Origin of the sequence: Pararhizobium sp. (assembly GCF_035497515.1) — a bacterium.
Lineage (GTDB): Bacteria > Pseudomonadota > Alphaproteobacteria > Rhizobiales > Rhizobiaceae > Pararhizobium.
Genome location: NZ_DATJDJ010000248.1, coordinates 13,573 through 34,977, shown reverse-complemented (window position 1 = coordinate 34,977; position 21,405 = coordinate 13,573). Strand labels below are relative to the sequence as shown.

At 59.1% G+C, this 21,405-nt stretch carries 18 protein-coding genes; 14 read left to right on the top strand and 4 right to left on the bottom strand.

From position 1 onward, the window contains the following. Positions 1–276: 276 nt before the first annotated feature. Complete coding sequence (locus VL202_RS25940) at positions 277–1,332, bottom strand: NAD(P)-dependent alcohol dehydrogenase (RefSeq protein WP_325466938.1); 1,056 nt, start codon at positions 1,330–1,332, stop codon at positions 277–279. A gap of 478 nt (positions 1,333–1,810) precedes the next feature. Between VL202_RS25940 and VL202_RS25935 the strand changes: the two genes are divergently transcribed. From VL202_RS25935 to VL202_RS25885, 11 genes are all read left to right on the top strand, one after another. Beyond that, positions 1,811–3,289: a sugar ABC transporter ATP-binding protein gene (locus VL202_RS25935; protein WP_325466937.1), complete on the top strand. Its 1,479-nt coding sequence runs from the start codon at positions 1,811–1,813 to the stop codon at positions 3,287–3,289. A gap of 54 nt (positions 3,290–3,343) precedes the next feature. Next, on the top strand, positions 3,344–4,348 hold the full coding sequence (locus VL202_RS25930) for an ABC transporter permease (RefSeq protein WP_325466936.1): 1,005 nt from the start codon (positions 3,344–3,346) through the stop codon (positions 4,346–4,348). Between the two features lie 81 nt (positions 4,349–4,429). Continuing rightward, positions 4,430–5,419 (top strand): substrate-binding domain-containing protein, encoded by a 990-nt coding sequence (locus VL202_RS25925; protein WP_325466935.1) that lies wholly within the window; start codon positions 4,430–4,432, stop codon positions 5,417–5,419. A gap of 59 nt (positions 5,420–5,478) precedes the next feature. Then, positions 5,479–6,252, top strand: a complete 774-nt coding sequence (locus tag VL202_RS25920) for a GolD/DthD family dehydrogenase (RefSeq protein WP_325466934.1) — start codon at positions 5,479–5,481, stop codon at positions 6,250–6,252. A gap of 32 nt (positions 6,253–6,284) precedes the next feature. Continuing rightward, positions 6,285–7,277 carry a dihydroxyacetone kinase subunit DhaK gene (locus VL202_RS25915; protein WP_325466933.1) on the top strand — a complete coding sequence of 331 codons (993 nt, stop codon included), beginning with the start codon at positions 6,285–6,287 and terminating at the stop codon, positions 7,275–7,277. Positions 7,278–7,289: 12 nt separating this feature from the next. Next, positions 7,290–7,931 (top strand): dihydroxyacetone kinase subunit DhaL, encoded by a 642-nt coding sequence (gene dhaL, locus VL202_RS25910; RefSeq protein WP_325466932.1) that lies wholly within the window; start codon positions 7,290–7,292, stop codon positions 7,929–7,931. A 168-nt stretch (positions 7,932–8,099) separates the two neighbouring features. Beyond that, on the top strand, positions 8,100–10,199 hold the full coding sequence (locus VL202_RS25905) for a bifunctional sugar-binding transcriptional regulator/dihydroxyacetone kinase subunit DhaK (RefSeq protein ID WP_325466931.1): 2,100 nt from the start codon (positions 8,100–8,102) through the stop codon (positions 10,197–10,199). 45 nt (positions 10,200–10,244) lie between these two features. Then, entirely contained in the window at positions 10,245–10,898 is a 654-nt protein-coding gene (dhaL, locus tag VL202_RS25900) for a dihydroxyacetone kinase subunit DhaL (protein ID WP_325466930.1), read from the top strand. Between the two features lie 598 nt (positions 10,899–11,496). Beyond that, complete coding sequence (locus VL202_RS25895) at positions 11,497–12,438, top strand: acetaldehyde dehydrogenase (acetylating) (protein WP_325466929.1); 942 nt, start codon at positions 11,497–11,499, stop codon at positions 12,436–12,438. Then, positions 12,438–13,466, top strand: coding sequence for a 4-hydroxy-2-oxovalerate aldolase (dmpG, locus tag VL202_RS25890; RefSeq protein ID WP_325466928.1), 1,029 nt, complete (start codon positions 12,438–12,440; stop codon positions 13,464–13,466). Before VL202_RS25895 ends, dmpG begins: the two co-directional genes overlap by 1 nt. Before the next feature lie 36 nt (positions 13,467–13,502). Beyond that, positions 13,503–14,831, top strand: a complete 1,329-nt coding sequence (locus VL202_RS25885; RefSeq protein ID WP_325466927.1) for an MFS transporter — start codon at positions 13,503–13,505, stop codon at positions 14,829–14,831. Positions 14,832–14,896: 65 nt separating this feature from the next. On the opposite strand, the gene VL202_RS25880 is transcribed toward VL202_RS25885, so the two are convergent. From VL202_RS25880 to VL202_RS25870, 3 genes are all read right to left on the bottom strand, one after another. After that, positions 14,897–15,514, bottom strand: coding sequence for a response regulator transcription factor (locus tag VL202_RS25880; RefSeq protein WP_325466926.1), 618 nt, complete (start codon positions 15,512–15,514; stop codon positions 14,897–14,899). Continuing rightward, positions 15,514–17,301, bottom strand: a complete 1,788-nt coding sequence (locus VL202_RS25875; protein ID WP_325466925.1) for a cache domain-containing protein — start codon at positions 17,299–17,301, stop codon at positions 15,514–15,516. The genes VL202_RS25880 and VL202_RS25875 overlap by 1 nt, the downstream gene beginning before the upstream one ends. Positions 17,302–17,460: 159 nt before the next feature. Further along, positions 17,461–18,363: a LysR family transcriptional regulator gene (locus VL202_RS25870; RefSeq protein WP_325466924.1), complete on the bottom strand. Its 903-nt coding sequence runs from the start codon at positions 18,361–18,363 to the stop codon at positions 17,461–17,463. A 93-nt stretch (positions 18,364–18,456) separates the two neighbouring features. Between VL202_RS25870 and VL202_RS25865 the strand changes: the two genes are divergently transcribed. The 3 genes from VL202_RS25865 to nagA all read left to right on the top strand — a co-directional run bounded on the left by VL202_RS25865 (position 18,457) and on the right by nagA (position 21,262). After that, positions 18,457–19,473 (top strand): NADP-dependent oxidoreductase, encoded by a 1,017-nt coding sequence (locus tag VL202_RS25865; RefSeq protein ID WP_325466923.1) that lies wholly within the window; start codon positions 18,457–18,459, stop codon positions 19,471–19,473. A gap of 64 nt (positions 19,474–19,537) precedes the next feature. Beyond that, positions 19,538–19,840: a putative quinol monooxygenase gene (locus VL202_RS25860; RefSeq protein ID WP_325466922.1), complete on the top strand. Its 303-nt coding sequence runs from the start codon at positions 19,538–19,540 to the stop codon at positions 19,838–19,840. Between the two features lie 258 nt (positions 19,841–20,098). Beyond that, on the top strand, positions 20,099–21,262 hold the full coding sequence (gene nagA, locus VL202_RS25855) for an N-acetylglucosamine-6-phosphate deacetylase (protein ID WP_325466921.1): 1,164 nt from the start codon (positions 20,099–20,101) through the stop codon (positions 21,260–21,262). Positions 21,263–21,405 lie beyond the last annotated feature (143 nt).

The window sequence follows — 21,405 nt, the reverse complement described above, 5'->3', positions numbered from 1 at the left end:
TGCCGGTCAGCAGATGACCGCCGTCGTCGACGGAGATCATCCAGCCCGTCACGGCACGCCGTTTCGCGCCGGCATCGACCACAACCTGGTCTACGTGTTCGACACGGAAAGTGGAAAGAGCCTGTAGATCCACCGCAGCGTACGCCGATCGCACTTATCCGGGACAAGGTTGCGACCGGCGATGACCATCGGCTTTCCCACGGAGAAACCGGTTCGGCCGCGCCGCACGCAGTGCAGGATAAGCCAAGCCACCTTTACGCAGCTCTTTTCTGGCACTTAAAATCCGTCACCGTCCAATACGATCTGCAGCTTGACATCGGAGGGCCGCGCCTCGACTGCACGGTCGAACGCCGCAATCGAATTTTCAAACGTGAACGTTTCCGAGATCAGCGGGTTGAGATCCACGCGACCCGAGGCGAGCAGCGCGATCGAACGCTCGTACTGGTGGGCGTAGCGAAATACCGTCTCGATCCGGAGTTCCTTGGTGGTGGCGGTCGAAACATCGAAGGCGACCGGATTGACGGGAAGACCCACGGCGACGATCGTCCCGCCTGGGCGAACGAGTTGCATGAGCGTCTCCCATGCTTTCGGCGAACCTGAGCACTCGAAGATCACGTCCGCGCCCCAGTCGTCGGTCAACCGGTTGACTTCGGCGGCGAGGTTCGTCTCGCTGATGTTGACGGGAATCACGCCCTGGTACTGGGCAGCGATATCAAGCTTCGGCTGGGCAAGGTCCGCCACGATCGCGCGTGCGCAACCTCCGGCGAGAGCAGCAATCGCCACCATGGTCCCGATCGGCCCGGCACCCAGGATAACAGCCGTATCCCCGGGCGCGATCTTTGCCTTGGTAGCCGCCTGCATGCCGACAGCAAAGGGCTCGACCATCGCGCCCTGAGCAAAGCTGACATTGTCAGGCAGCTTGAAAGTGTAGTTGGCCGGATGAACGACTTCGGGTGTCAGCACACCGTGGACAGGTGGCGTCGCCCAGAAGGCGACGGCAGGATCGATATTGTACATGCCAAGCCGGCTCGCCTTGGAATTCGGATCGGGAATACCGGGCTCCATGCATACGCGATCGCCGACTGTCAGATGGGTGACGCCCTCGCCGACCTCGATGACCGTACCAGCGGCCTCGTGTCCGAGCACCATGGGCTCGTTGACGACGAAGGGCCCAATCTTGCCATGGGTGTAATAGTGAACGTCCGATCCACACACGCCAACAGTATGGATCTTGATTTTCACCTGGCCCGGGCCGGTGTTTGCCGGCAAGTCAATATCACGAAGTGCCAGTTCGTGCTGACGCTCTAGAACAAGTGCACGTTGCATTGCCATTTTCATCCATCCATTGATCTGTATCTGCTTCCAAACCCGAGGATCTCCGCCCCGGATTGCGACAAGGCCTGAATCGGCCCAAGCGAAGGCACCATCTACCATCGCCGCAAGCGACAAGACGATGGTGTTTTTGACAATTTATATGCGGCTCGAAGACGCATAGGACCATGATCGGCCGCAACGAAAAAGCCGCCGATCAAACTCCGGGATTTGCAAGCCCGGCTGACTATGGGAACTCCACAAACAGCCAAACACGGCGATTGCCCCTCTCATTCACGCACCATTTTCCTTCAAGTCGCCGGCGCGTATCAAGCGAACGTTCGCGGCAAATTATCCTAAGATATCCTTACCAGATCAAACCATATTGACAAGTGTCGACATCTAACTGAATAATGTAAGAAGAAGCATCTGATCGGAGCTGGGCGCCGCATCATCGGAACCTCGAAAGAGACCACCGGTCAGCAGGGAGGGGCGACACATGAATTATCTTCTTGATGTCGAGGGGTTGAAAAAATCATTCAGCGGTGTTTCCGCGCTCAAGGACGGTCGCTTTCAACTGGCAGCCGGCTCTGTCCATGCACTGTGTGGCGGCAACGGCGCCGGAAAATCGACTTTCCTCAAAATTCTCATGGGTATCCACAAGCGGGACGCCGGCGCCATTCGCCGCAACGGACTTGACGTTGATTTTTCCAGCCCCGGCGATGCGTTGGCATCCGGGATCGCCATCATCGAGCAGGAACTCAGTCCTGTTCCCCACATGACCGTCGCCGAGAACATCTATCTGGGGCGCGAGCCTTCGGGGCGGTTTGGCGGCATCGATTTCAAGACCATGAACCAGAACGCGCAGTTGCTGCTCGATCAGCTCGAATTCGACATCCGCGCCAACCAGTACATGATGAACCTCTCGGTGGCGCAGATGCAGCTGGTCGAGATCGCCAAGGCGCTCAGCCATGATGCCGAGGTCATCTTCATGGACGAGCCGACATCCGCGATCGGCGAAAAGGAAGCACAACAGCTTTTCAAGACCATCGTCCGTCTGAAGGCCGCAGGAAAGGGTGTCGTCTACGTCTCGCACCGGCTCTCGGAAATCTTTCAGATCGCCGACGCCTATACGGTGTTTCGCGATGGCAGCTATGTCGGCAGTGGCGAGCTCGCCCAGATCGATCGGCAGAGCCTGATCCGAATGATCGTCGGCCGTGACCTCGGCGAAGAATATATCAAGACCAACGTGCCCACCGACGATATCGGCTTTGAAGTCTCGGGGCTGACTGCATCCGGCAAGATCGAAGACATCTCCTTTTCTGCCAGAAAGGGGGAGATATTCGGGATTTACGGGCTGATGGGCTCGGGGCGCACGGAAATCTTCAATTGCCTGTTTGGCCTCGACAAGCCCGACACCGTTTCGCTGCGGTTGCATGGTGAGCCGATCACCGTTTCCAGGCCGGCCGAAGCCATGAAACATGGCATCGCCTTCGTGACCGAGGATCGCAAACTCACCGGCCTCAATCTCGATGACAGCGTGCGCGGCAATATCGCCATGGCGAGCCTGCCGGAGATGAGCCCCAATTTCGTGATGCGCCGCCGCGAGGAGCAGGCGGCAAGCACGCGCATGGTTTCCCATTTCGGCATCAAGGCAGCCCGGGACACGATGCCCGTTTCGGGCCTGTCAGGCGGCAACCAACAAAAAGTCGTGCTTGGAAAATGGTTTCTGCGCGATCCGAAAGTCCTCCTGCTCGACGAGCCGACACGGGGCGTCGATGTCGGCGCGAAACGCGAAATTTACCGGATCATCTGTGATTTTGCGGCCGCGGGCGGCACGGTCATCATGATTTCATCCGAAATCGATGAGGTTCTTGGAATGTCCGACCGGATCCTCGTGATGCGCGACGGTCGCTCTACCGGTATCTGCGGGCGAGCTGAGGCCAATGCCGAAACGCTTGTGCACATGTCCACATAGATCGCGTCCCACGCAAACCAACGCAGTCGATCGGTTCGTTAAAAGGTAAGAAAAGTGTCCCTCTCAGATAACAAGACAGCCACCAGCTGGTTCAGCTCGGACCGCCGCAGATTGCTCATCCAGGAATATGGCATCTTTCTAGCCTTTCTCCTCTTGTCCTTCATTCTGTCGCTATCGAACGAATACTTTCTGACGTCCGGAAACATATCGAACATTCTTCTGCAGACTTCGATCAACGGCGTGCTCGCCATCGGCATGACATTCGTCATCCTGACACGCGGCATCGACCTTTCCGTCGGCTCGGTCGTGGCGCTGGCCGGGATCGTCAGCGGCAGCCTCGCAACGACCTCTGCGACAGCCGGCGTGTTCGGCGCGCCCTACCCCGCGCCTGTCGCGCTTGCCGCCGGCATCCTGGTCGGCCTTGCCTGCGGTACGATCGTCGGGATCATCGTCTCGCGTTTCGCGGTGCCTGCCTTCGTGGCAACGCTCGGCATGCTGTCGGCGGCGCGCGGGATGACGTTGATCTATGGCGGCGGCAAGCCGGTTCCCGGCCTGATACCCGACTTCCGCTGGATCGGGACCGGCAACATCATCGGCATCCCGATGCCCGTCATCATTCTCGCCGTGGTGTTCTTCGTATCCTGGTGGGTTCTCAACCGGACCCGATTTGGACGCTACATCTATGCCGTTGGCGGAAATCCTCATGCGGCAAAGACATCCGGCATCAACGTTACCCGCATCCGTTTCCTGGTCTACACGATATCGGGCGCTCTTTCCGGGCTTGCAGGCATGATGCTGTCGGCCCGCACCGGATCGGCACTGCCACAAGCCGGTGTCGCCTACGAACTCGACGCGATCGCCGCCGTCGTCATCGGCGGGACCAGCCTGTCCGGCGGCGTCGGGCGCGTGACCGGCACCTTGATCGGCGCGCTGATTATCGGCGTGATGAACAACGGCCTCGATCTGCTTGGCATCCAGTCCTACTACCAGCAGGTCCTCAAGGGCGCGCTGATCGTCGGCGCCGTGATGCTCGATCAAAAACGAAATCAGGGTCAGTGACAAAATTCGGGTTGCGGACGCAGCTCGCAATGAAGCGGCGCACCATAATGGTGGCCGGAATTCTCAATGGAGGAGAACGAGATGAAGAAACTGCTGATTGGTCTGCTTGCAAGCGCTGCGATCCTCGCGGCCCCGGCGGCAATGGCGCAGGACAAGAAACTCAAGATCGGCGCCACGACCTACGGCCTCAATGCCGAATTCATGCAGCTTTGGTCGGCCGCACTGAAGGAACATCCCGCCGTCAAGAGCGGCGATGTCGAACTGACCGTCTTCGACGGCCGCTACGACGCGCTTGTTCAGCAGGAACAGTTCAACACGATGATCACGCAGAAATTCGACGCGATCATCTTCGTGCCGATGGATGTTGAAGCCGGTGCAGCGGCCGTCCAGGCCGCCCATGACGCAGGCATCCCGGTCGTCGGCTCGAACGCCCGCGTCAACTCCGACCTGCTCACCTCCTATGTCGGCTCGAACGACGTTCTGGCCGGTGAAATGGAAGCCAAGGCCGTTCTGGACAAGATGGGTTGCAAGGGTAACCTCGTCATCCTCGAAGGACCGATCGGCCAGTCCGGCCAGATCCAGCGCCTCGAGGGCAATGAAAAAGCCCTGAAGGCTTGCCCGGACGTCAAGGTTCTCGAAACGCAGACGGCGAACTGGTCGCGTGCGGAAGCACAGACGCTGATGGAAAACTGGCTGACGGCTCACCCCGGTCAGATCAATGGCGTCATCGGCCAGAACGACGAAATGGCATTGGGTGCGATCGAAGCCATCAAGGCGGCAAACCTGAACGTATCCGACTTCGCCATCGCCGGCGTTGACGGCGTGACGGATGCGATCAACGCCGTCAAGGCGGGTCAGATGGCTTCCGTTCTGCAGGACGGTATCGCCCAGGCACAGGGCGCGCTCGACGTCGCCATCAAGGCGGCGAAGCCGGACTACGAACCGGTATCGACAGTCTGGACGCAATATCCGGAAATGAAGTGGGCTGACGGCAAGGAAAAGATCTATCTCGTTCCGTGGACGCAGGTCACACCGGAAAATGCCGACAAGCTGCTGGAAACGCGCAAGTAACAGAACAGCGAAAGGGGCGGCTATGCCGCCCCGATCTCGACAGACCGAGAGTGGAAAAGATGACCGACACAGCTCCCCAGATTGATCTCAATTTCCCGCTGACGGGCAAGATCGCACTTGTCACCGGTGGCGCGTCCGGTATCGGCGCAGCCATAGCTGAAGCCTTCGCTTCGAAGGGGGCCACCGTTGCGGTGCTCGATATCAATGCCGATGTCGCCAAGCTGAAGGCCGACGCGCTGGGCAACGGAGCCAAGCCCTTCGTATGTGACGTCTCCAATGTGGACTCCGTCAACAAGGCCGTGGCGGATGTTCTTGCTGCCTTCGGCAATATCGATATTGCCGTCAACAGCGCCGGCGTCGTCTATCTGGCCCCTGCCGAAGACCTGTCGCTGGATTATTGGGACAGGACGATCAATATCAATCTCAAGGGCAGCTTCCTTGTGACCCAGGCGGTCGGGCGCGCGATGATCGCTGCCGGCAAGGGCGGCAAGATCGTCAATATGGCCTCCCAGGCCGGCACGGTCGCGATCGAGGAGCATGTTGCCTACTGCGCTTCAAAGTTCGGCGTCATCGGCATGTCCAAAACTTTTGCCGCCGAATGGGGCAAATACGGAATCTGCGTCAACACCATATCGCCGACCGTCGTGCTGACGGAACTGGGCAAGAAAGCCTGGGCCGGCGAAAAGGGCGAAGCTGCCAAAAAGAGAATTCCGACGGGCCGGTTCGCCTATCCGGAAGAAGTCGCAGCCGCCGCCGTTTTTTTGGTTTCGGCTGGAGCGAACATGATCAATGGCGCCGATCTGCTGATCGACGGCGGCTATACCATTCTCTGAGCGACGACGCCTCGGATTTCCAAGGAGACATTATGCAACGTTTTATCAATGATCCGGATCTTGTCGTTGAAGACACCGTGAAAGGCTTCGTCAAGGCGCATTCCGACATCCTTCGCTTGGGCAAGAATCCGCGGGTCATCGTCGCCAAGGGCGCGCCGGTCGCCGGCAAGGTCGGTGTCGTCACCGGCGGTGGCTCCGGTCACGAGCCCGGTTTCATGGGATATACCGGCAAGAACATGCTCGATGCGGTCGCCGTTGGTGAACTGTTTTCGTCCCCGACGGCGAAGAGCTTTCACGACGCGATCCATGAGGCCGATGGCGGCGCTGGCGTCGTCTGCCTTTACGGCAATTATGCCGGCGACAACATGAACGTCAAAATGGCGGTCAGGCTCGCCGCCAAGGACGGTATCGACGTCGCAACCGTTGTTGCCAACGACGACGTATGTTCGGCACCACTCCACGAAAGAGAGAAACGGCGCGGCGTCGCCGGCGAAATATTCATGTGGAAGATCGGCAGTGCCAAGGCATCGCTGGGCGGCAACCTCGAAGACGTCAGGGCCGTGGCCCAGAAGGCAATCGACAATTGCCGATCGGTGGGCGTCGGCCTCGGCCCCTGCACGCTGCCCGCGGTCGGACACCCAAATTTCCAGATCGAACCCGGCACGATGGAAGTGGGTATCGGCCATCATGGAGAGCCGGGTGTGCGTGTCGAGCCGCTGAAAACGGCAGACGCCATCGCCAGGGATATGTGCAAGATCGTGCTGGACGATCACGACCTGGCTGCCGGGACAGAGGTTGCCGTTCTGGTCTCGGGTCTCGGCGCCACGCCCCTCAATGAACTCTATATCCTGCACGATACGATCGAGGCGGAGATCGTCGCTCGCGGCCTGATCATTCACAAGACCTATATCGGCAACTATTTCACATCGCTTGAGATGGTTGGTGCGACACTGACGGTTTTCGCGCTCGACGAAGAAACGAAAGCGCTTCTCGAAGTCGAAACCGACTGCACCGTGAAGCTTTGAGAGGAACCGGCCATGCAAACATTCAAGAATACCGCGGGCGCGCCGATCGTTCTCCAGATCGCCGACCGCATCGTTGAAAATCGCGCTTACCTGAGCGAGATCGACGGCAAGATCGGCGACGGAGACCACGGCGTCAACATGGCGAAGGGTTTTGGCATCGCCGCGGAACGGTTGAAAGGCCAGGACATGACCCTGGGGAAATCTTTCGACCTTCTCGGCTCCGTCCTCATGAACGAAATCGGTGGCTCTATGGGACCGCTCTACGGCGTCATGTTCACCGAATTTGGCGAGAAACTGGAAGGGCAGGAAGACATAAGCCCGGATACGTTCAGCACCATGCTGCATGCCGGTCTCGAAGGCATCCAGTCCATCGGCTCTGCAAAAGTCGGCGACAAGACCCTTCTGGACGCTCTGGTGCCGGCCATCGAGGCCTTCGACGGTGCGATCGCATCCGGAGCATCGTTCGACAGCGCACTCGGCAACCTTGTCGAGGCGGCTGAAACGGGCCGGGATTCGACCCTCAATCTGGTTGCGAAAATCGGCCGATCGGCACGTCTCGGTGAACGCTCGCTCGGTGTCCTCGATGCAGGCGCAACGTCGTGCGCGATCATTCTGAAAGAACTGTCTCTCGCGGCGAAAGACAGGCTGCACTGATCCGATATTGAAGGATTTGGAAAGATCCTCAGCCGCTCCCAAGGCCGGGCGATCGGGCTCCTCACGGGCCGATCGCCCGCCGCACTGCCGAGATGGGTGGCGGCTCTTGCAAAGTGCTGATATTGCTTCCATCCTCGCGATCAGACAGTGGGGCGACGGCGCGTTTAGATGACGGTGAAACCATCACAGCAACGAAAGAACGCAGCAGGCAAGAACAACCTGTCCGAAACGTTTGACGCAATGCCGTTGCGTTACGGTGACGATCCTTATGTCTGGGCTTGCTGGCTGTATTATGAAGACGGCATGACGCAAGGCGACATCGCCGATGCCATGGGCATCTCGCGCGCCACGGTCAACAGCTACCTTGCGGAAGCCAGGGAAAGGGGCATCGTCAATATTTCCATAGAGCCGGCGCGACTGGCCTCGTTGACCGTTGCGCAGGAACTCAAACGTCACTTTAATCTGGTGGACTGCCTTGTCGTTCCTAGCGACGACAACGCCCGTCCGCTCATTGAACGGCTTGGCGGCGCTGGCGCACAGGCGCTCCAGCGTCTTCTCAAGTCGGGAGATACGATCGCGGTCGCCTGGGGCCGCACGGTGCTTGCCGTCGGGGAACGCACAGTCGCTGCGGGCCTGCAGGACGTGACAGTGGTTCAGGCGACCGGCGGCACGCGGGCAAGTTTTGTCTATACACCAGAGCTTTGCGCATCCTCGATCGCCGATGCCGTCGCAGGCAAGCTGATCAACATTTCGGCCCCGGCCATCGTATCGTCGGCCGATATCCGCGACATGCTCCTGCGCGAACCGTTGATTGAAAGCCAGTTCGAGATCCTGTCGCGCGCAAACAAGGCGCTCTTCGGCATCTCGTCGCTCCGTCCCAACTCAACCATCCATACGAGCGGATTTTTCGAGTCCGTTTCCCTGCAGGACTATCTCGCCAGAAACGCCGTCGGGGTTGTCGCCGGCCGTTTCATCGATGGCCACGGTCGCGCCATTTCCGGACCTCTCGATGACCGGACGATCGGCATTTCCCTGGACATGCTCAAGAACATCAAGCTGCGTATCGCGGTCGCGGGCGGTTTCGACAAGGTCCCGGCAATCCTTGCAGCGCTTCGCGGGGGGTATGCCAATGTACTGATTACCGATGCAGCGACCGCGCGCGGCATTCTCAATGCCGACGGGGCGCCCGAAGTCGATCGGAGAAGCGCGCACCGTGCGAAAGCCGACGATCAACCGATCACCCCGCCGGCCATCCACAGGACCCATGTCAAGAAGTTCCTCAACATTCCGGACAACGTCGTCGATGAAATGCTTGACGGGATCGTCAAGGCGCACGCGCGTCATCTCCATCCGATCGATAAATCCCGTCGCGCCCTGGTTGCTCGCAACGGACCGAGACCGGGCAAAGTCGGCCTCGTGATCGGTGGTGGCGCCGGCCATGAACCCGGGTTCTACGGTTACGTCGGAAAGGGCCTGGCCGATGCAGTCGCCATCGGAAATATTTTCTCGTCACCGCCGCCGGGTCCTATTCTGCGATGCACGGAAGCAGCCTCCGGCGGAGAAGGCGTGCTGTTCGTCTACGGGAACTACGCAGGCGACGTCATGAACTTCGAGATGGCGGCCGAAATGGCGGAAGCCAAGGGCATTCCGGTCCGAACGGTGCTCACAACCGATGACATCGCCTCATCATCGCTGGAGGATCGCGAGGGCAGGCGCGGTGTCGCCGGCAACCTCTTCGTCTTCAAGATTGCCGGTGCTGCCTGCGATCTCGGATTCCCGCTTGCCAAATGCGAGGCTCTGACACGCAAGGCCAATGCGCATACTTATACCGTCGGGGTTGCTCTCGAACCATGCTCGATGCCGCAGACCCGACTGCAGAATTTCGCCATCGGTCCGGACGAGATCGAGTTTGGCATGGGTATTCATGGTGAGCCCGGTGTCGTTCGCGAGAAGATGATGACAGCGGATGCCATCACGGACAGGGTCATCGATCGCATCTTTTCCGAAATGAAACCGGTCACCGGCGATCGCGTCGCGGTCCTCGTCAACTCCTTCGGAGCCACGCCGCTCATGGAACTCTATATTCTATTCAGGAGAGTGGAGCAGCGACTTGGCGCGAAGGGCATCACCATCGATGCGAACTGGGTGGGACATTATTGTACTTCGCTCGACATGGCGGGTGCATCGATCTCGATATTGCATCTCGATGACGAATTGACCACGCTTCTGAACCATCCCTGCGATGGTGCCACGCTTAAAATCAATTGAGTATCAGGGGATCGGGTGAAATACATCTGGTCCAGGGAGGATGTCATGACTGTAGATGCGGCGCGTGTTCTAAGTCGAATGTTCAGCGATATCTCCGTCGCAATTGATGCGGAGAAGGATCGCCTGACGGCTCTGGATGGCGCGATCGGCGATGCGGACCATGGAATCACGATGTCGCTCGGATTCAATGCTGTGAAAACCGAATTATCGGGCATGGACCTCGACATCGCGACGGCCTCTTCCGTGTTTACGAGCGCCGCATCGGCATTCCTGAACGCAGTGGGTGCATCAACCGGTCCTCTCTATGCAAGCGCTTTTCTAAAGGCAGCGAAAATTATGGAAGCAGATCAGTCGCTGTCGCTGGCAAACCAGGTTGCCATGATTGAAGCAATGACAGCCGGCATACAGGAACGCGGAAAAGGACAGCGTGGCGACAAGACCATGCTGGACGCATGGTTTCCGGCAACCGAGGCGGCTATCAAAGCACAATCGGGCGGCGCGGATGCTGCCACCATGTGGACCGATCTTACGGATGCGGCGGCGGCCGGCGCCAGCGCAACACGTTCGATGGTCGCGGCGAGAGGAAGAGCAGCCCGGCTTGGCGAACGCTCGCTCGGTCACATGGATCCAGGGGCGGCGTCTGCGGTGATCATCCTGCAGGCCATGATGAAAAGCCTCGTCGATGCCTCTTCCCTCTAAGGGTGCGGGTTTTTTAAGTTACGCTTTGTAGCGATGGTTATATCGCGGCCGAGGATAGGGCTCTCGGCGGGTCTTGAGAACCCGCCGAAGAAACCATTGACCCTGGATGGCATCGAAGTGGCTTACATGTTCCGAAAGCATCAATTTCCAGCGAACCGCCAATCGGCATCTGGGCAATTCGCTGCACTTGCCGCATAACTGCGTCCAGAAATAGCCGTCGCCGCAGCCTTTTCAAATGTTTCCGACAAAACCCTTTGCCACCACCCTGTCCACAAAGGCCGGCCATGTTGAATGGTGGCCTGACATCTTCAGTTGGAGCAACTCCATCTCCCGATTTGCATCGGCGTATAGGGGTTAACCCCAATTTCCGGCAGCCCCAGTTCCTAATATAGCGACACCAAGACGCAAATCGGGAGGATTTGCTGCACCAAGCCGATCGAAGGCCATTCCTTGCTATAGCGTGCAAACGTCCATCGAGGACCATTTGCCCGAAGGGAACGATCCTACCGCTTTCTCGCGACAATTCCTCTGCGTTGAACCGAATGACGGATGCTCAGCAAAGCTATGCGTCCCCGTTTCAGAGTGAGAAGGAATGAACATGGCGAAAGTGAAATGCGCCATCATCGGCTCGGGCAATATCGGCACCGACCTGATGATCAAGATCATGCGCACCTCGAAAAATATCGAGATGGGCGCGATGGTCGGCATCGATCCCAATTCGGACGGGCTGGCGCGCGCCAGCCGGCTCGGCGTTGCGGTTACCCATGAGGGGATCGAGGGACTTCTGAAGCTTCCGGAATACCGTGATATCCAGGTGGTGTTCGATGCAACGTCGGCAAAGGCGCATGTTTTGAACAATGCGCTGCTGCAACGCGACGGCAAGAAGGTCATCGACCTGACGCCCGCAGCTATCGGCCCCTTTACCATTCCGGCCATCAATGGCGATGCCAATATTGACGAACCGAATGTCAACATGGTGACCTGTGGCGGACAGGCGACAATCCCGATGGTCTACGCGGTCAAGCGCGCGACCGAACGCGTCGTCTATGGCGAGATCGTTGCATCGATTTCCTCGCTTTCGGCCGGACCCGGCACCCGTGCCAATATCGACGAATTCACCGAAACGACGTCCAGGGCAATCGAGATTCTCGGCGGCGCGGAGCGCGGCAAGGCGATCATCGTGCTCAATCCGGCCGCGCCGCCGGTCATCATGCGCGACACTGTCTTCGTGCTCTCCCAGGGCGGCGACCGCGATGCCATCGAAGCCTCCATCCTCGACATGGTCAAGACGGTCCAGGCCTATGTGCCGGGCTATCGGCTCAAGCAGAAAGTGCAGTTCGAGGTGATCGGCGACAACGCCCCTGTGCGCATCCCCGGCATCGGTGCCGTATCCGGCCTGAAGACGACGATCCTGCTCGAGGTCGAAGGCGCCGCCCACTATCTCCCCGCCTATGCGGGCAACCTCGACATCATGACATCGGCAGCACTTGTCACGGCCGATCACTGGGCCGCCCGGGCCCTCGCAAAGGAGGCCGCATAATGGCGCGCGCAAATCCCGACAAGCTCTATATCCAGGACGTTACCCTGCGGGACGGCATGCACTCCATCCGTCATCAATACACGATAGAGAATGTGCAGAAGATCGCCCGGGCGCTCGACGCGGCGAAGGTCGATGCAATCGAGATCAGCCATGGCGATGGTCTCGCGGGTTCGACATTCACCTATGGTTTCGGCCTGCAAAGCGACCTTGAATGGATCGCCGCCGTCAGCGATGTCTGCAGCCATGCGGCTGTGACCGTCCTGCTCATCCCGGGCATTGGTACGGTTCATGACCTCAAGGAGGCCTATCAGGCTGGTGCGCGTTCGGTGCGCATCGCAACCCATTGCACGGAAGCGGACGTTTCGCGCCAGCACATCGAAGCGGCCCGCACACTCGGGATGGATTCTGTGGGCTTCCTGATGATGTCGCACATGGCCGATCCTGCCAAGCTGGTCGAACAGGCCAGGCTGATGGAAAGCTATGGCGCCGAATGCGTTTATGTCACGGATTCCGCCGGCGCGCTTCTTCCCGAGCAATATGTCGAGCGCGTCACCGCATTGCGCGATGCGCTGAAGCCGAAAACGGAAATCGGCGTACACACCCATCACAATCTCACGATGGGCGTTGCCAATGCCGTGGCCGGGATCGAAGCTGGTGCGGTACGCGTCGATGCCTCGCTCGCCGGCATGGGTGCAGGCGCTGGCAATGCGCCGCTCGAAGCCCTGATCGCCGTACTCAACCGCAAGGGCATTGAGACGGGTTGCGACCTCTTCAAGCTGATGGATGCCGCTGACGATCTGGTGCGTCCGCTGCAGGATCGGCCGGTGCGGGTCGATCGTGAAAGCCTCTCGCTCGGCTACGCCGGCGTCTATTCGAGCTTCTTGCGCCACGCCGAGAACGCCTCGAAACAATATGGCGTCGATACCCGGGAGATTCTTATCGAACTCGGCCGCCGCCGCATGGTCGGCGGACAAGAGGACATGATCATCGATGTAGCGCTCGACCTGCTCAAAGGCAAAGCGGCCTGAGCGCCCAATACATTCCCTACCTGGAGGAAACGAACAATGACAACTTTCGAGGAAATACAATCAGGGCCAGTGTCTGGCGACACGCCGGTTCCGGAATCCGATCGGCGCCGCGCCCTGTTCGGCAGCGCCGTCGGCAGCGTGATCGAATGGTACGACTACTTCCTTTACGGCACGATGTCGGCCATCGTCTTCGGTAACCTGTTCTTCCCGTCGGACGATCCGGTCACCAGTCAATTGCTGGCGCTGGCGTCCTTTGCGCTTGCCTTTCTGATTCGTCCGATCGGAGGCATCGTCTTCGCCCATATCGGCGACCGTATAGGCCGCAAGCAAACGCTGGTCATCACCCTCGCCATCATGGGTATCTCGACAGTTCTCATGGGGCTGCTGCCGACCTACGCGCAAATCGGCGTCTGGGCCCCCATTCTGCTGACGATCCTGCGCCTGTTCCAGGGCCTCGCTCTGGGCGGTGAATGGGGCGGCGGCGTGCTGCTCGCCGTGGAATATGCTCCAAAGAAAAAGCGTGGCTTCTACGGCGCCGTTCCGCAGACGGGCGCGTTGATCGGCCTCGCGCTCGGCAATATCGTGACGTCGGTCCTCAGCGTGACCTTCTCGGAGGAGGCATTCCTCTCCTACGGCTGGAGAATACCGTTCATCCTCTCGATCGTTCTGGTTTTCCTCGGCATGTGGATCCGCAACCGGGTCGATGAAACCCCTTCGTTCAAGAAGGTCGCTGCGAAAAAGAACACCAAGCGGGTGCCGATTGTCGAGACAATGAAGCACCACTGGCGCGCCGTTCTGGTTGTCATCGGCGCCAAGGTCATCGAAACATCGACCTTCTTCCTGTTCGCCACGTTCACGATCTCCTATCTCGTGGGCCTTGGCTACCAGCGGGTCGCGGCGCTGAACATCGTTCTGGTTGCTGCCCTGATTGCAGTGCCGATGATGTTGTTGTTCGGCTCTATTTCGGACCGCATCGGCCGCAAGGCGATGTTCATGCTCGGTACGGTGGCGATGATGATCTACATCCTGCCCTACTTCTGGCTGCTCAATCAGGGTTCCTGGGTTCTGGCAACGCTGGCAGTCATTGTCGGCTTCTCGGTGATCTGGTCGGCCTATGGCGCAATGATCGGCACATTGTTCGCCGAGAGCTTTCCTGCGGACGTGCGCTATACCGGTGTTTCACTCGGCTATCAGGTCGGTGCGGCCATCGTCGGCGGCCCCCTGCCGCTGATCGCCACGGCACTCCTGGCGCATTACAACGGCAGCTATGTGCCCGTTGGCGTGTTCATCATCGCCTGCGGCGTCGTTTCGCTGGTCGCGCTTGCCTGCACCAAGGACCGCAGCGGCGCGGAACTCGACGGCTGATTTCTGCCGGCGACACACATGGGCGCAGCGGGAGACAACCCGCTGCGCCGTTTTCGTTTTCGGGATCAGGCTGGCGGCAAGGCGAGTTTGATCAGTTCTGCGACATTGGCGACCTGCATCTTTTCCATGACCCGGCTGCGGTGCACTTCTACCGTCTTGATGCTGATACCGAGAATGTCGGCAATCTGCTTGTTGAGATTGCCGGCCACCACACAATCGAACACGTCCCGCTCGCGGGCGGTCAAGGTGGCAAGACGGTCGTGGAGAAAATGGACCCGGTCGCGTTCTTTTCTGTTCTCGCTGTCCTGCCTCAGACAGGCCTCGACGCGCTTCAGTAGATAGCTGTCATCCAGCGGCTTCTCCACGAAGTCGACGGCGCCATGTCGGAACGCCGTGACAGCTAGTGCCATATCGCCATGGCCGGTGATAACGATCGTCGGCAGCATGATGTCGCGCTCCACCAGACGCGCGTGCAATTCCAGTCCGCTCATGCCCGCCATGCGGATATCGACCAGCAAGCAACCGGCCATGTCCTCATCGCAGATTTCGAGAAACGCCTCCGCAGATGGAAATCCACGGACGGAACGCTCACTCGATTCGAGCAGCCACACGAGTGAATCGCGGAATGCGTCGTCATCATCGACGACATAAACATGCTGCTCCAGGGTGTTGGCCGTTTGCATCATTGCGTCCCTGCCACGGGAAGGGAAAAGCTGAAGGTCGTTCCGCCGGCGGGATTGGTCTCCACCCAGATCCGCCCGCCATGAAATTCGAGAATCGAGCGGCAAATGTTCAGGCCGACCCCCATGCCCTGCTGCTTGGTGGTGAAGAACGGTTCGAACAGGCGGACAAGGTCCGCCGGGGATATGCCGGTACCGAAATCGGTCACCGACGTGTTGACCATCCGCTCCTTCTCGTCGACCGAAGCGCTGACCAGGATGCTGCGCGCACCCTTGCCGGCGGCTACGGTCGCCTCCACGGCATTGCGCAGAAGATTGAGGATCACCTGCTCGATCATCACCTTGTCGGCCATGATCGGCGGCACCTCGGCGGCGATCTGCGTCTTGATCGAAATTCCATGCCGGCCGGCCTCGAGCGAGGCGATCGCAGCCGTTTCATCAATGATATCGCCGATATCTTGGGCCTCGAGCGAGGGTTCGTTGCGGCGGAGGAACTTGCGCAACTGGGCGATGATCTTGGAGGCGCGCGTCGCCTGCGCGGATGCCTTTTTCATCGCCTCCAGCAGTGCCGGGGTTTCAGCGGTGCCGTCCTCCAACCGCCGCACGCAACCCATGCAATAATTGGTTACAGCCGCAAGCGGCTGGTTAAGTTCGTGGGCAAGGCTCATCGCCATTTCGCCCATGGATACCAACCGGCCGGTCTGTTCGAGACGCACCGCGCTGTCGCGTTCGTCGGCCAGCGCGGCTTCCCTTGCCAGGCGGGCTTGCTCTTCCCTCTCCCGCAATTCGGCCTGCAGGATTTCATAGAGCCGCCCGGTCTGCTTGAAGGTTTCGATAGCGCGGGCGATATCACCCACTTCGTCGGCACGGCCCTGCCCTGCCACCTGAATATCGTAGTCGTGCGCCGTCAGTCGCTTGATGACGCCCGTCAAATGTCGAAGCGGGACCGTGATGCCGCGGGAAAGCCTGTGGATCAATAGCCCTGTAGCCAGGGCAATAGCAGCGAGGAAACCGGCCGCCCGCCAGAAAACCACCCGGATCTCCTTGTCGACATCGTCCAGATAGATGCCGGTTGCGATAAACCAGCCCCAGTCCTGGAACGGCAGCACGTAGGAAAGCTTCTCGCCGGGTTGCATGGTTCCAGGCTTGGTGAATTCGTAGCGCACGACGCCTCCACCAGCCATCGCCGCATCCCGCTGGGCCTGGACATAATATCGTCCCTGCGCGTCCACCAAGCTCAGAACATAGGTACCCTCCAGTTCAGGCCTGATCGGCAGCAAGACCGAATATCCCCTGTAGTCGTCGATGAAAAAGTATTCGTCATTGGCATAGCGCATGGCGCGTAATTCGCCGATCGCCCGCCTCTTTGCCTCGTCCTCGCTGATTTCGCCCTGCCTGAACAGGTCATACTGGCGCTGGATCACGCTGCGGCCGACTTCGGCCAGATTGCGTACCATTTTCACACGGCTCTCGATCATCTGGTCCCGCATGGCATTGAGCGCGACCGCCACCAGTAAAGCCAATCCTGCAAGGTTGATCAGGCCTATCATCAGCATTCGGGTGCGTATTCCGAAATTGTGCATACGAAGCAATGTCACGACGACCTTCCGTCGGCAAGGAGGCGAGAGCACCAAGCGCATAGGCGGACACGCAAAGGTTGCTTCAATTGTGCAATTCTGGAACCGTTCATCCCGTTTATTCAATTGCGCTTGAATACAAGGCGCACTAGTGGACGAACGATACCATGCTAACGCAAATCCAGGCCTGTCGCAAAGCATCAAAAATTCCATAGGCATCCAACGCCTTCAACGGATGCGAACCATCGACCCGGCGAATGATCGCGCAATACTCAAGCGGACATTCGATATCGCCGCCCCCTCTTCGAGAGCATGGCGATATGAGAGTATCTCGAGGATCGCTGGACGGCGCGAGACGCCCCTCACTGAAGGCTAGAACAATGCGATGAGATGCGTCAGAAAGGCGCGAACAGCCGGATTGGTGCGACGGCTCTCGGGCCAGACTGCGATGATATTATGCCGCTCCACGGCGAAATCGGACAGAACGGGGATCAACTCCCCGCGTTTTACCCAGGGGGCCACCATGAAGCTCGTGCCCATTCCAATTCCCCCGCCTGCAGCAATCGTAGCTATGACGGCCTCGCTTGCATCGACGACTATTCCGGAGGACGGCACGATCTCGATGTCCCGTTCCCCGATCCGGAAGGGCCACCGAAACACCTGCCCTGTGTTTTGATAACGCAGGTTGACCGTATCATGTCCATCCAGATCACCGGGATGCTTTGGGGTTCCGCGCATCGCCAGATAATCTGGCGATGCGTAGCAACAGAGCCGATGTCCTGAAAGCCGCCGCGACAGCAGGCGCGAGTCGGCGAGGTCACCGATCCGGACAGCGAGATCCATGCCCTCTTCGATGAGGTCGATCATATGGTCGCTCAGTCGCAGGTCGATCGTCACTTTCGGGTGGAGCTTTCGAAACTGCGGAAGTGCCGGCGCGATCACGTGAAGACCGATCGGCAATGACGTTGCAATGCGCAATGTACCGGTAGGCTCGGCGCGGGCCGTCTTTGCCACCTGCTCGATTTCCTCAGCATCGCGCAGCAGCCGCAACGCGCGCTCATGGAGATCGCGACCCTCGGCCGTGAGGGTCAGTGAACGTGTCGTGCGCGTAAACAGCGAGACGCCGAGATGCCGCTCCAGCCGCTGGATGCTCTTGCTGATCGCGGACGGCGATACCGACAGCACGCGCGCAGCAGCAGTGTAGCTGCCCAGGGAACCAGCGCGGGCGAACGCGATCAGCCCGGTTAACCGCTCAAATCCAATTTGTTCCTTCATGGCACTATTAAACCGAATGAAGGCTCCATTATCAACCTCCCATGATGGCCATATCTTCCCTGGGAGAGAACGACTTTAAAAAGCGAGATTACGATGACTGAAATGATGAAAGCAGTACAATTGCACGAATTCGGCGGACCGGAGGTCTTGCTGTACGAAGATGCGCTCCGTCCGACAGCGTCTGGTGGCGAAGTACTTGTCCGCGTGCATGCGGCAAGCCTTAATCCGCCAGACCTCTATCTGCGTGACGGCTACCGGGCGCTACCGCCCGAGTGGCAGCCTGAGCCGACCTTCCCACTGATTTTAGGCACCGACGTTTCGGGCGTTGTTGCCGCAGTCGGTGACGGCGTTTCGGGGTTCGGCATCGGCGACGAAGTCTATGCGATGGTGCGGTTCCCAAAGGACCTGGCGAAGGGCAGCAGCGCCTATGCCGAATATGTCTCGGTCCCCGCATCTGAACTCGCACAGAAACCTGCGGGCATCGATCACAACCAGGCAGCGGGCGCACCCATGTCGTTGCTGACGGCCTGGCAGTTTCTGGTCGACCTCGGACACGACATGGCAAACCCGCTCCAGTCGTTCCCCCATGCACCGGTCCCGCTCAAAGGCAAGACGGTTCTGGTCAATGGCGCAGGAGGCGGTGTAGGTCATCTGGCGGTTCAGGTGGCAAAGTGGAAAGGGGCGCGGGTGATCGCTGTCGCCTCCGGCAAACACGAGGCGCTTCTGCGCGACTGCGGCGCGGATCAGTTCATCGACTATACCAAGGCGGCGGCCGAAACGGTCGCACAGGATGTACACCTCGTAATCGATGCTGTTGGCGGCGCGAACATGGAACGCTTCCTGAACGTCATCAAGCCCGGTGGAGCGCTGTTCCTGGTCAACCCCCTGGGCTTCTCCGGGCACGATGACGCTGCCAAACGCGGGATCACGGTGTCATCAACACAAGTTCGCTCAAATGGCGCGCAACTGGCAGAGGCTGGTCGATTGCTTGACAACGGCACCATTCGTGTCGTGATCGACAGCACATACCCATTGGCGGAAGCCTCGGCTGCACATGAGCGCGCTTCCCGAGGCGGTATGCAAGGTAAGCTCGTTCTTACCGTCGGCTGATCTCCCAAGGCCCTGGTCAACCTTGGGCAAGTGACCGGGTGCCAACTTCAGAAGGAAAAAGACCATGCTTATCGTAACCGGATACATCCACGTTGATCCCGCCGACCTCACGCAATTTCTCGGCGATCTACAGGTGCTTTCAGTTGCCACACGTCAGCGTGCCGGAAACATTTCCTATGACGCTGCAGTGGCCGATCCAGAAGCTGGACAATTGCTGATATCGGAACGCTGGTCCGATCAGTCCGCGCTCAGTGCACATCTTGGGGCCATCGATACGCAAGCGTTCGTCAGCCGATGGCAGGGGCATATGCAGGGCGATATCCGAAAATACGACGCTTCGAACGAACGCGGCCTCCTGGAGAACTGATCTCCGCATTGGGTTGTCTGCAATGGGCAAGCAGCGAACAAGATCTGTTCTCCATGCGCCTCGGGATCAAGCAGTCAACCGCTCAGTTCATTTTTGGCGATATTTTTCACCAAAAATGTTATCTTGACGATTATCGACATTGGCACTAGCTTCCAGAACGCGCAGCTGTGCATTGGCATCGCTCACCCATTACTCCTTGACCGGCACCTGACTCAGGCTCCGATCGAGCTTTCACTGGGAAAGATTAGAGAATTCAAGATGACAACCCCCACCGCAGTAGTTGCAGCACGAATCTTTGATGGGGCGAATTGGTTCGAAGACGGTGCGCTTCTCCTAGAGGGCGAGCGGATCGTGCGCATTTGCCCCAAATCCGACGTGCCGAAGGATGCGTATCGCATTGACCACGATGACCAATGGCTTGTTCCCGGCTTCATCGATCTGCAGGTCAACGGCGGCGGTGGCATTCGCTTTGGCGAGGAAACCTCGGCAGAAGCTGTCAGAGCGATTACCGCAGCCCACGCGCGGTTTGGGACGACAAAGCTGCTCCCGACTCTGATTACCGATACGCCGGAGGTGACCCGACGCGCCCTGGAAGGCGGTCGAGAGGCCCAGGCTGCGCGCATTCCAGGTTTCCTTGGCCTTCATCTTGAGGGGCCGCATCTTTCCCTTGAGCGGAAGGGTGCGCACAATCCGTCGTTCATCCGCCCAATGGGGCCGACAGATCTGCAGGCAATCTGCAACTATCGTCAGACAACGGGCTTCATTCTGACGACGGTGGCACCGGAAAACGTGACGACGGAGCAAGTCTCGACACTGGCTCGAGCCGGCGTTGTCGTCAGTATCGGACACAGCAACGCTACAGCAGAGAGGGTAAGGACCTATTTCGATGCCGGCGCTTCGATGGTGACACACCTGTTTAACGCGATGAGCCAACTGGGCCATCGCGAACCCGGGATCGTGGGCGCGGCTCTCGACGACGGTCGGGTCCATGCGGGCCTGATCGCGGACGGTATTCATATCGATCCAGCAACAATCAGGATCGCTCTACGGGCAAAGCTTGCCCCCGGCGCCGTATTTTTGGTGACCGACGCTATGCAATCCATCGGTACGGCGCTCTCGGAATTTGAGTTGAATGGAAGATCGATCCGCAGAAACGAGGGCAGCTTGAAACTTGACGATGGCACTTTGGCCGGCGCGGACATTGACATGCTGGCGAGCGTGAAATTCGTCCATGAGGTGATCGGCTTGCCGTTGGAACATGCTTTGGCAATGGCTTCGGTCGCGCCGGCGAAAGCCATCGGTGTCGATCAACAACTAGGCTTCCTCAAGCCGGGATATATCGCGGATTTCGTCGTCCTGACAGACCGAATGGAACATGTCGAGACATGGATCGACGGCAAGAAATCGGCAGCAAGTCGATAGTCGGCACGCAATTCCGTTGCGCGGTTCGCTTCGCAAAGCAGACGGGCTGTACCGAACGGACATAGCGTAGGCCGCCAAAGAACGTCAAAGCTGGAATTCTCGACATCCGGCAATGGAAACATGGGAAACAACACCACCGCCAC

Bases quoted from the DNA above. Each gene is read 5' to 3' on its own strand.
- VL202_RS25940 (WP_325466938.1), bottom strand. From the start codon at position 1,332: ATGGCAATGCAACGTGCACTTGTTCTAGAGCGTCAGCACGAACTGGCA.
- VL202_RS25935 (WP_325466937.1), top strand. From the start codon at position 1,811: ATGAATTATCTTCTTGATGTCGAGGGGTTGAAAAAATCATTCAGCGGT.
- VL202_RS25925 (WP_325466935.1), top strand. From the start codon at position 4,430: ATGAAGAAACTGCTGATTGGTCTGCTTGCAAGCGCTGCGATCCTCGCG.
- VL202_RS25920 (WP_325466934.1), top strand. From the start codon at position 5,479: ATGACCGACACAGCTCCCCAGATTGATCTCAATTTCCCGCTGACGGGC.
- VL202_RS25915 (WP_325466933.1), top strand. From the start codon at position 6,285: ATGCAACGTTTTATCAATGATCCGGATCTTGTCGTTGAAGACACCGTG.
- dhaL (WP_325466932.1), top strand. From the start codon at position 7,290: ATGCAAACATTCAAGAATACCGCGGGCGCGCCGATCGTTCTCCAGATC.
- VL202_RS25905 (WP_325466931.1), top strand. From the start codon at position 8,100: ATGACGGTGAAACCATCACAGCAACGAAAGAACGCAGCAGGCAAGAAC.
- dhaL (WP_325466930.1), top strand. From the start codon at position 10,245: ATGACTGTAGATGCGGCGCGTGTTCTAAGTCGAATGTTCAGCGATATC.
- VL202_RS25895 (WP_325466929.1), top strand. From the start codon at position 11,497: ATGGCGAAAGTGAAATGCGCCATCATCGGCTCGGGCAATATCGGCACC.
- dmpG (WP_325466928.1), top strand. From the start codon at position 12,438: ATGGCGCGCGCAAATCCCGACAAGCTCTATATCCAGGACGTTACCCTG.
- VL202_RS25885 (WP_325466927.1), top strand. From the start codon at position 13,503: ATGACAACTTTCGAGGAAATACAATCAGGGCCAGTGTCTGGCGACACG.
- VL202_RS25880 (WP_325466926.1), bottom strand. From the start codon at position 15,514: ATGCAAACGGCCAACACCCTGGAGCAGCATGTTTATGTCGTCGATGAT.
- VL202_RS25875 (WP_325466925.1), bottom strand. From the start codon at position 17,301: ATGGAATTTTTGATGCTTTGCGACAGGCCTGGATTTGCGTTAGCATGG.
- VL202_RS25870 (WP_325466924.1), bottom strand. From the start codon at position 18,363: ATGAAGGAACAAATTGGATTTGAGCGGTTAACCGGGCTGATCGCGTTC.
- VL202_RS25865 (WP_325466923.1), top strand. From the start codon at position 18,457: ATGACTGAAATGATGAAAGCAGTACAATTGCACGAATTCGGCGGACCG.
- VL202_RS25860 (WP_325466922.1), top strand. From the start codon at position 19,538: ATGCTTATCGTAACCGGATACATCCACGTTGATCCCGCCGACCTCACG.
- nagA (WP_325466921.1), top strand. From the start codon at position 20,099: ATGACAACCCCCACCGCAGTAGTTGCAGCACGAATCTTTGATGGGGCG.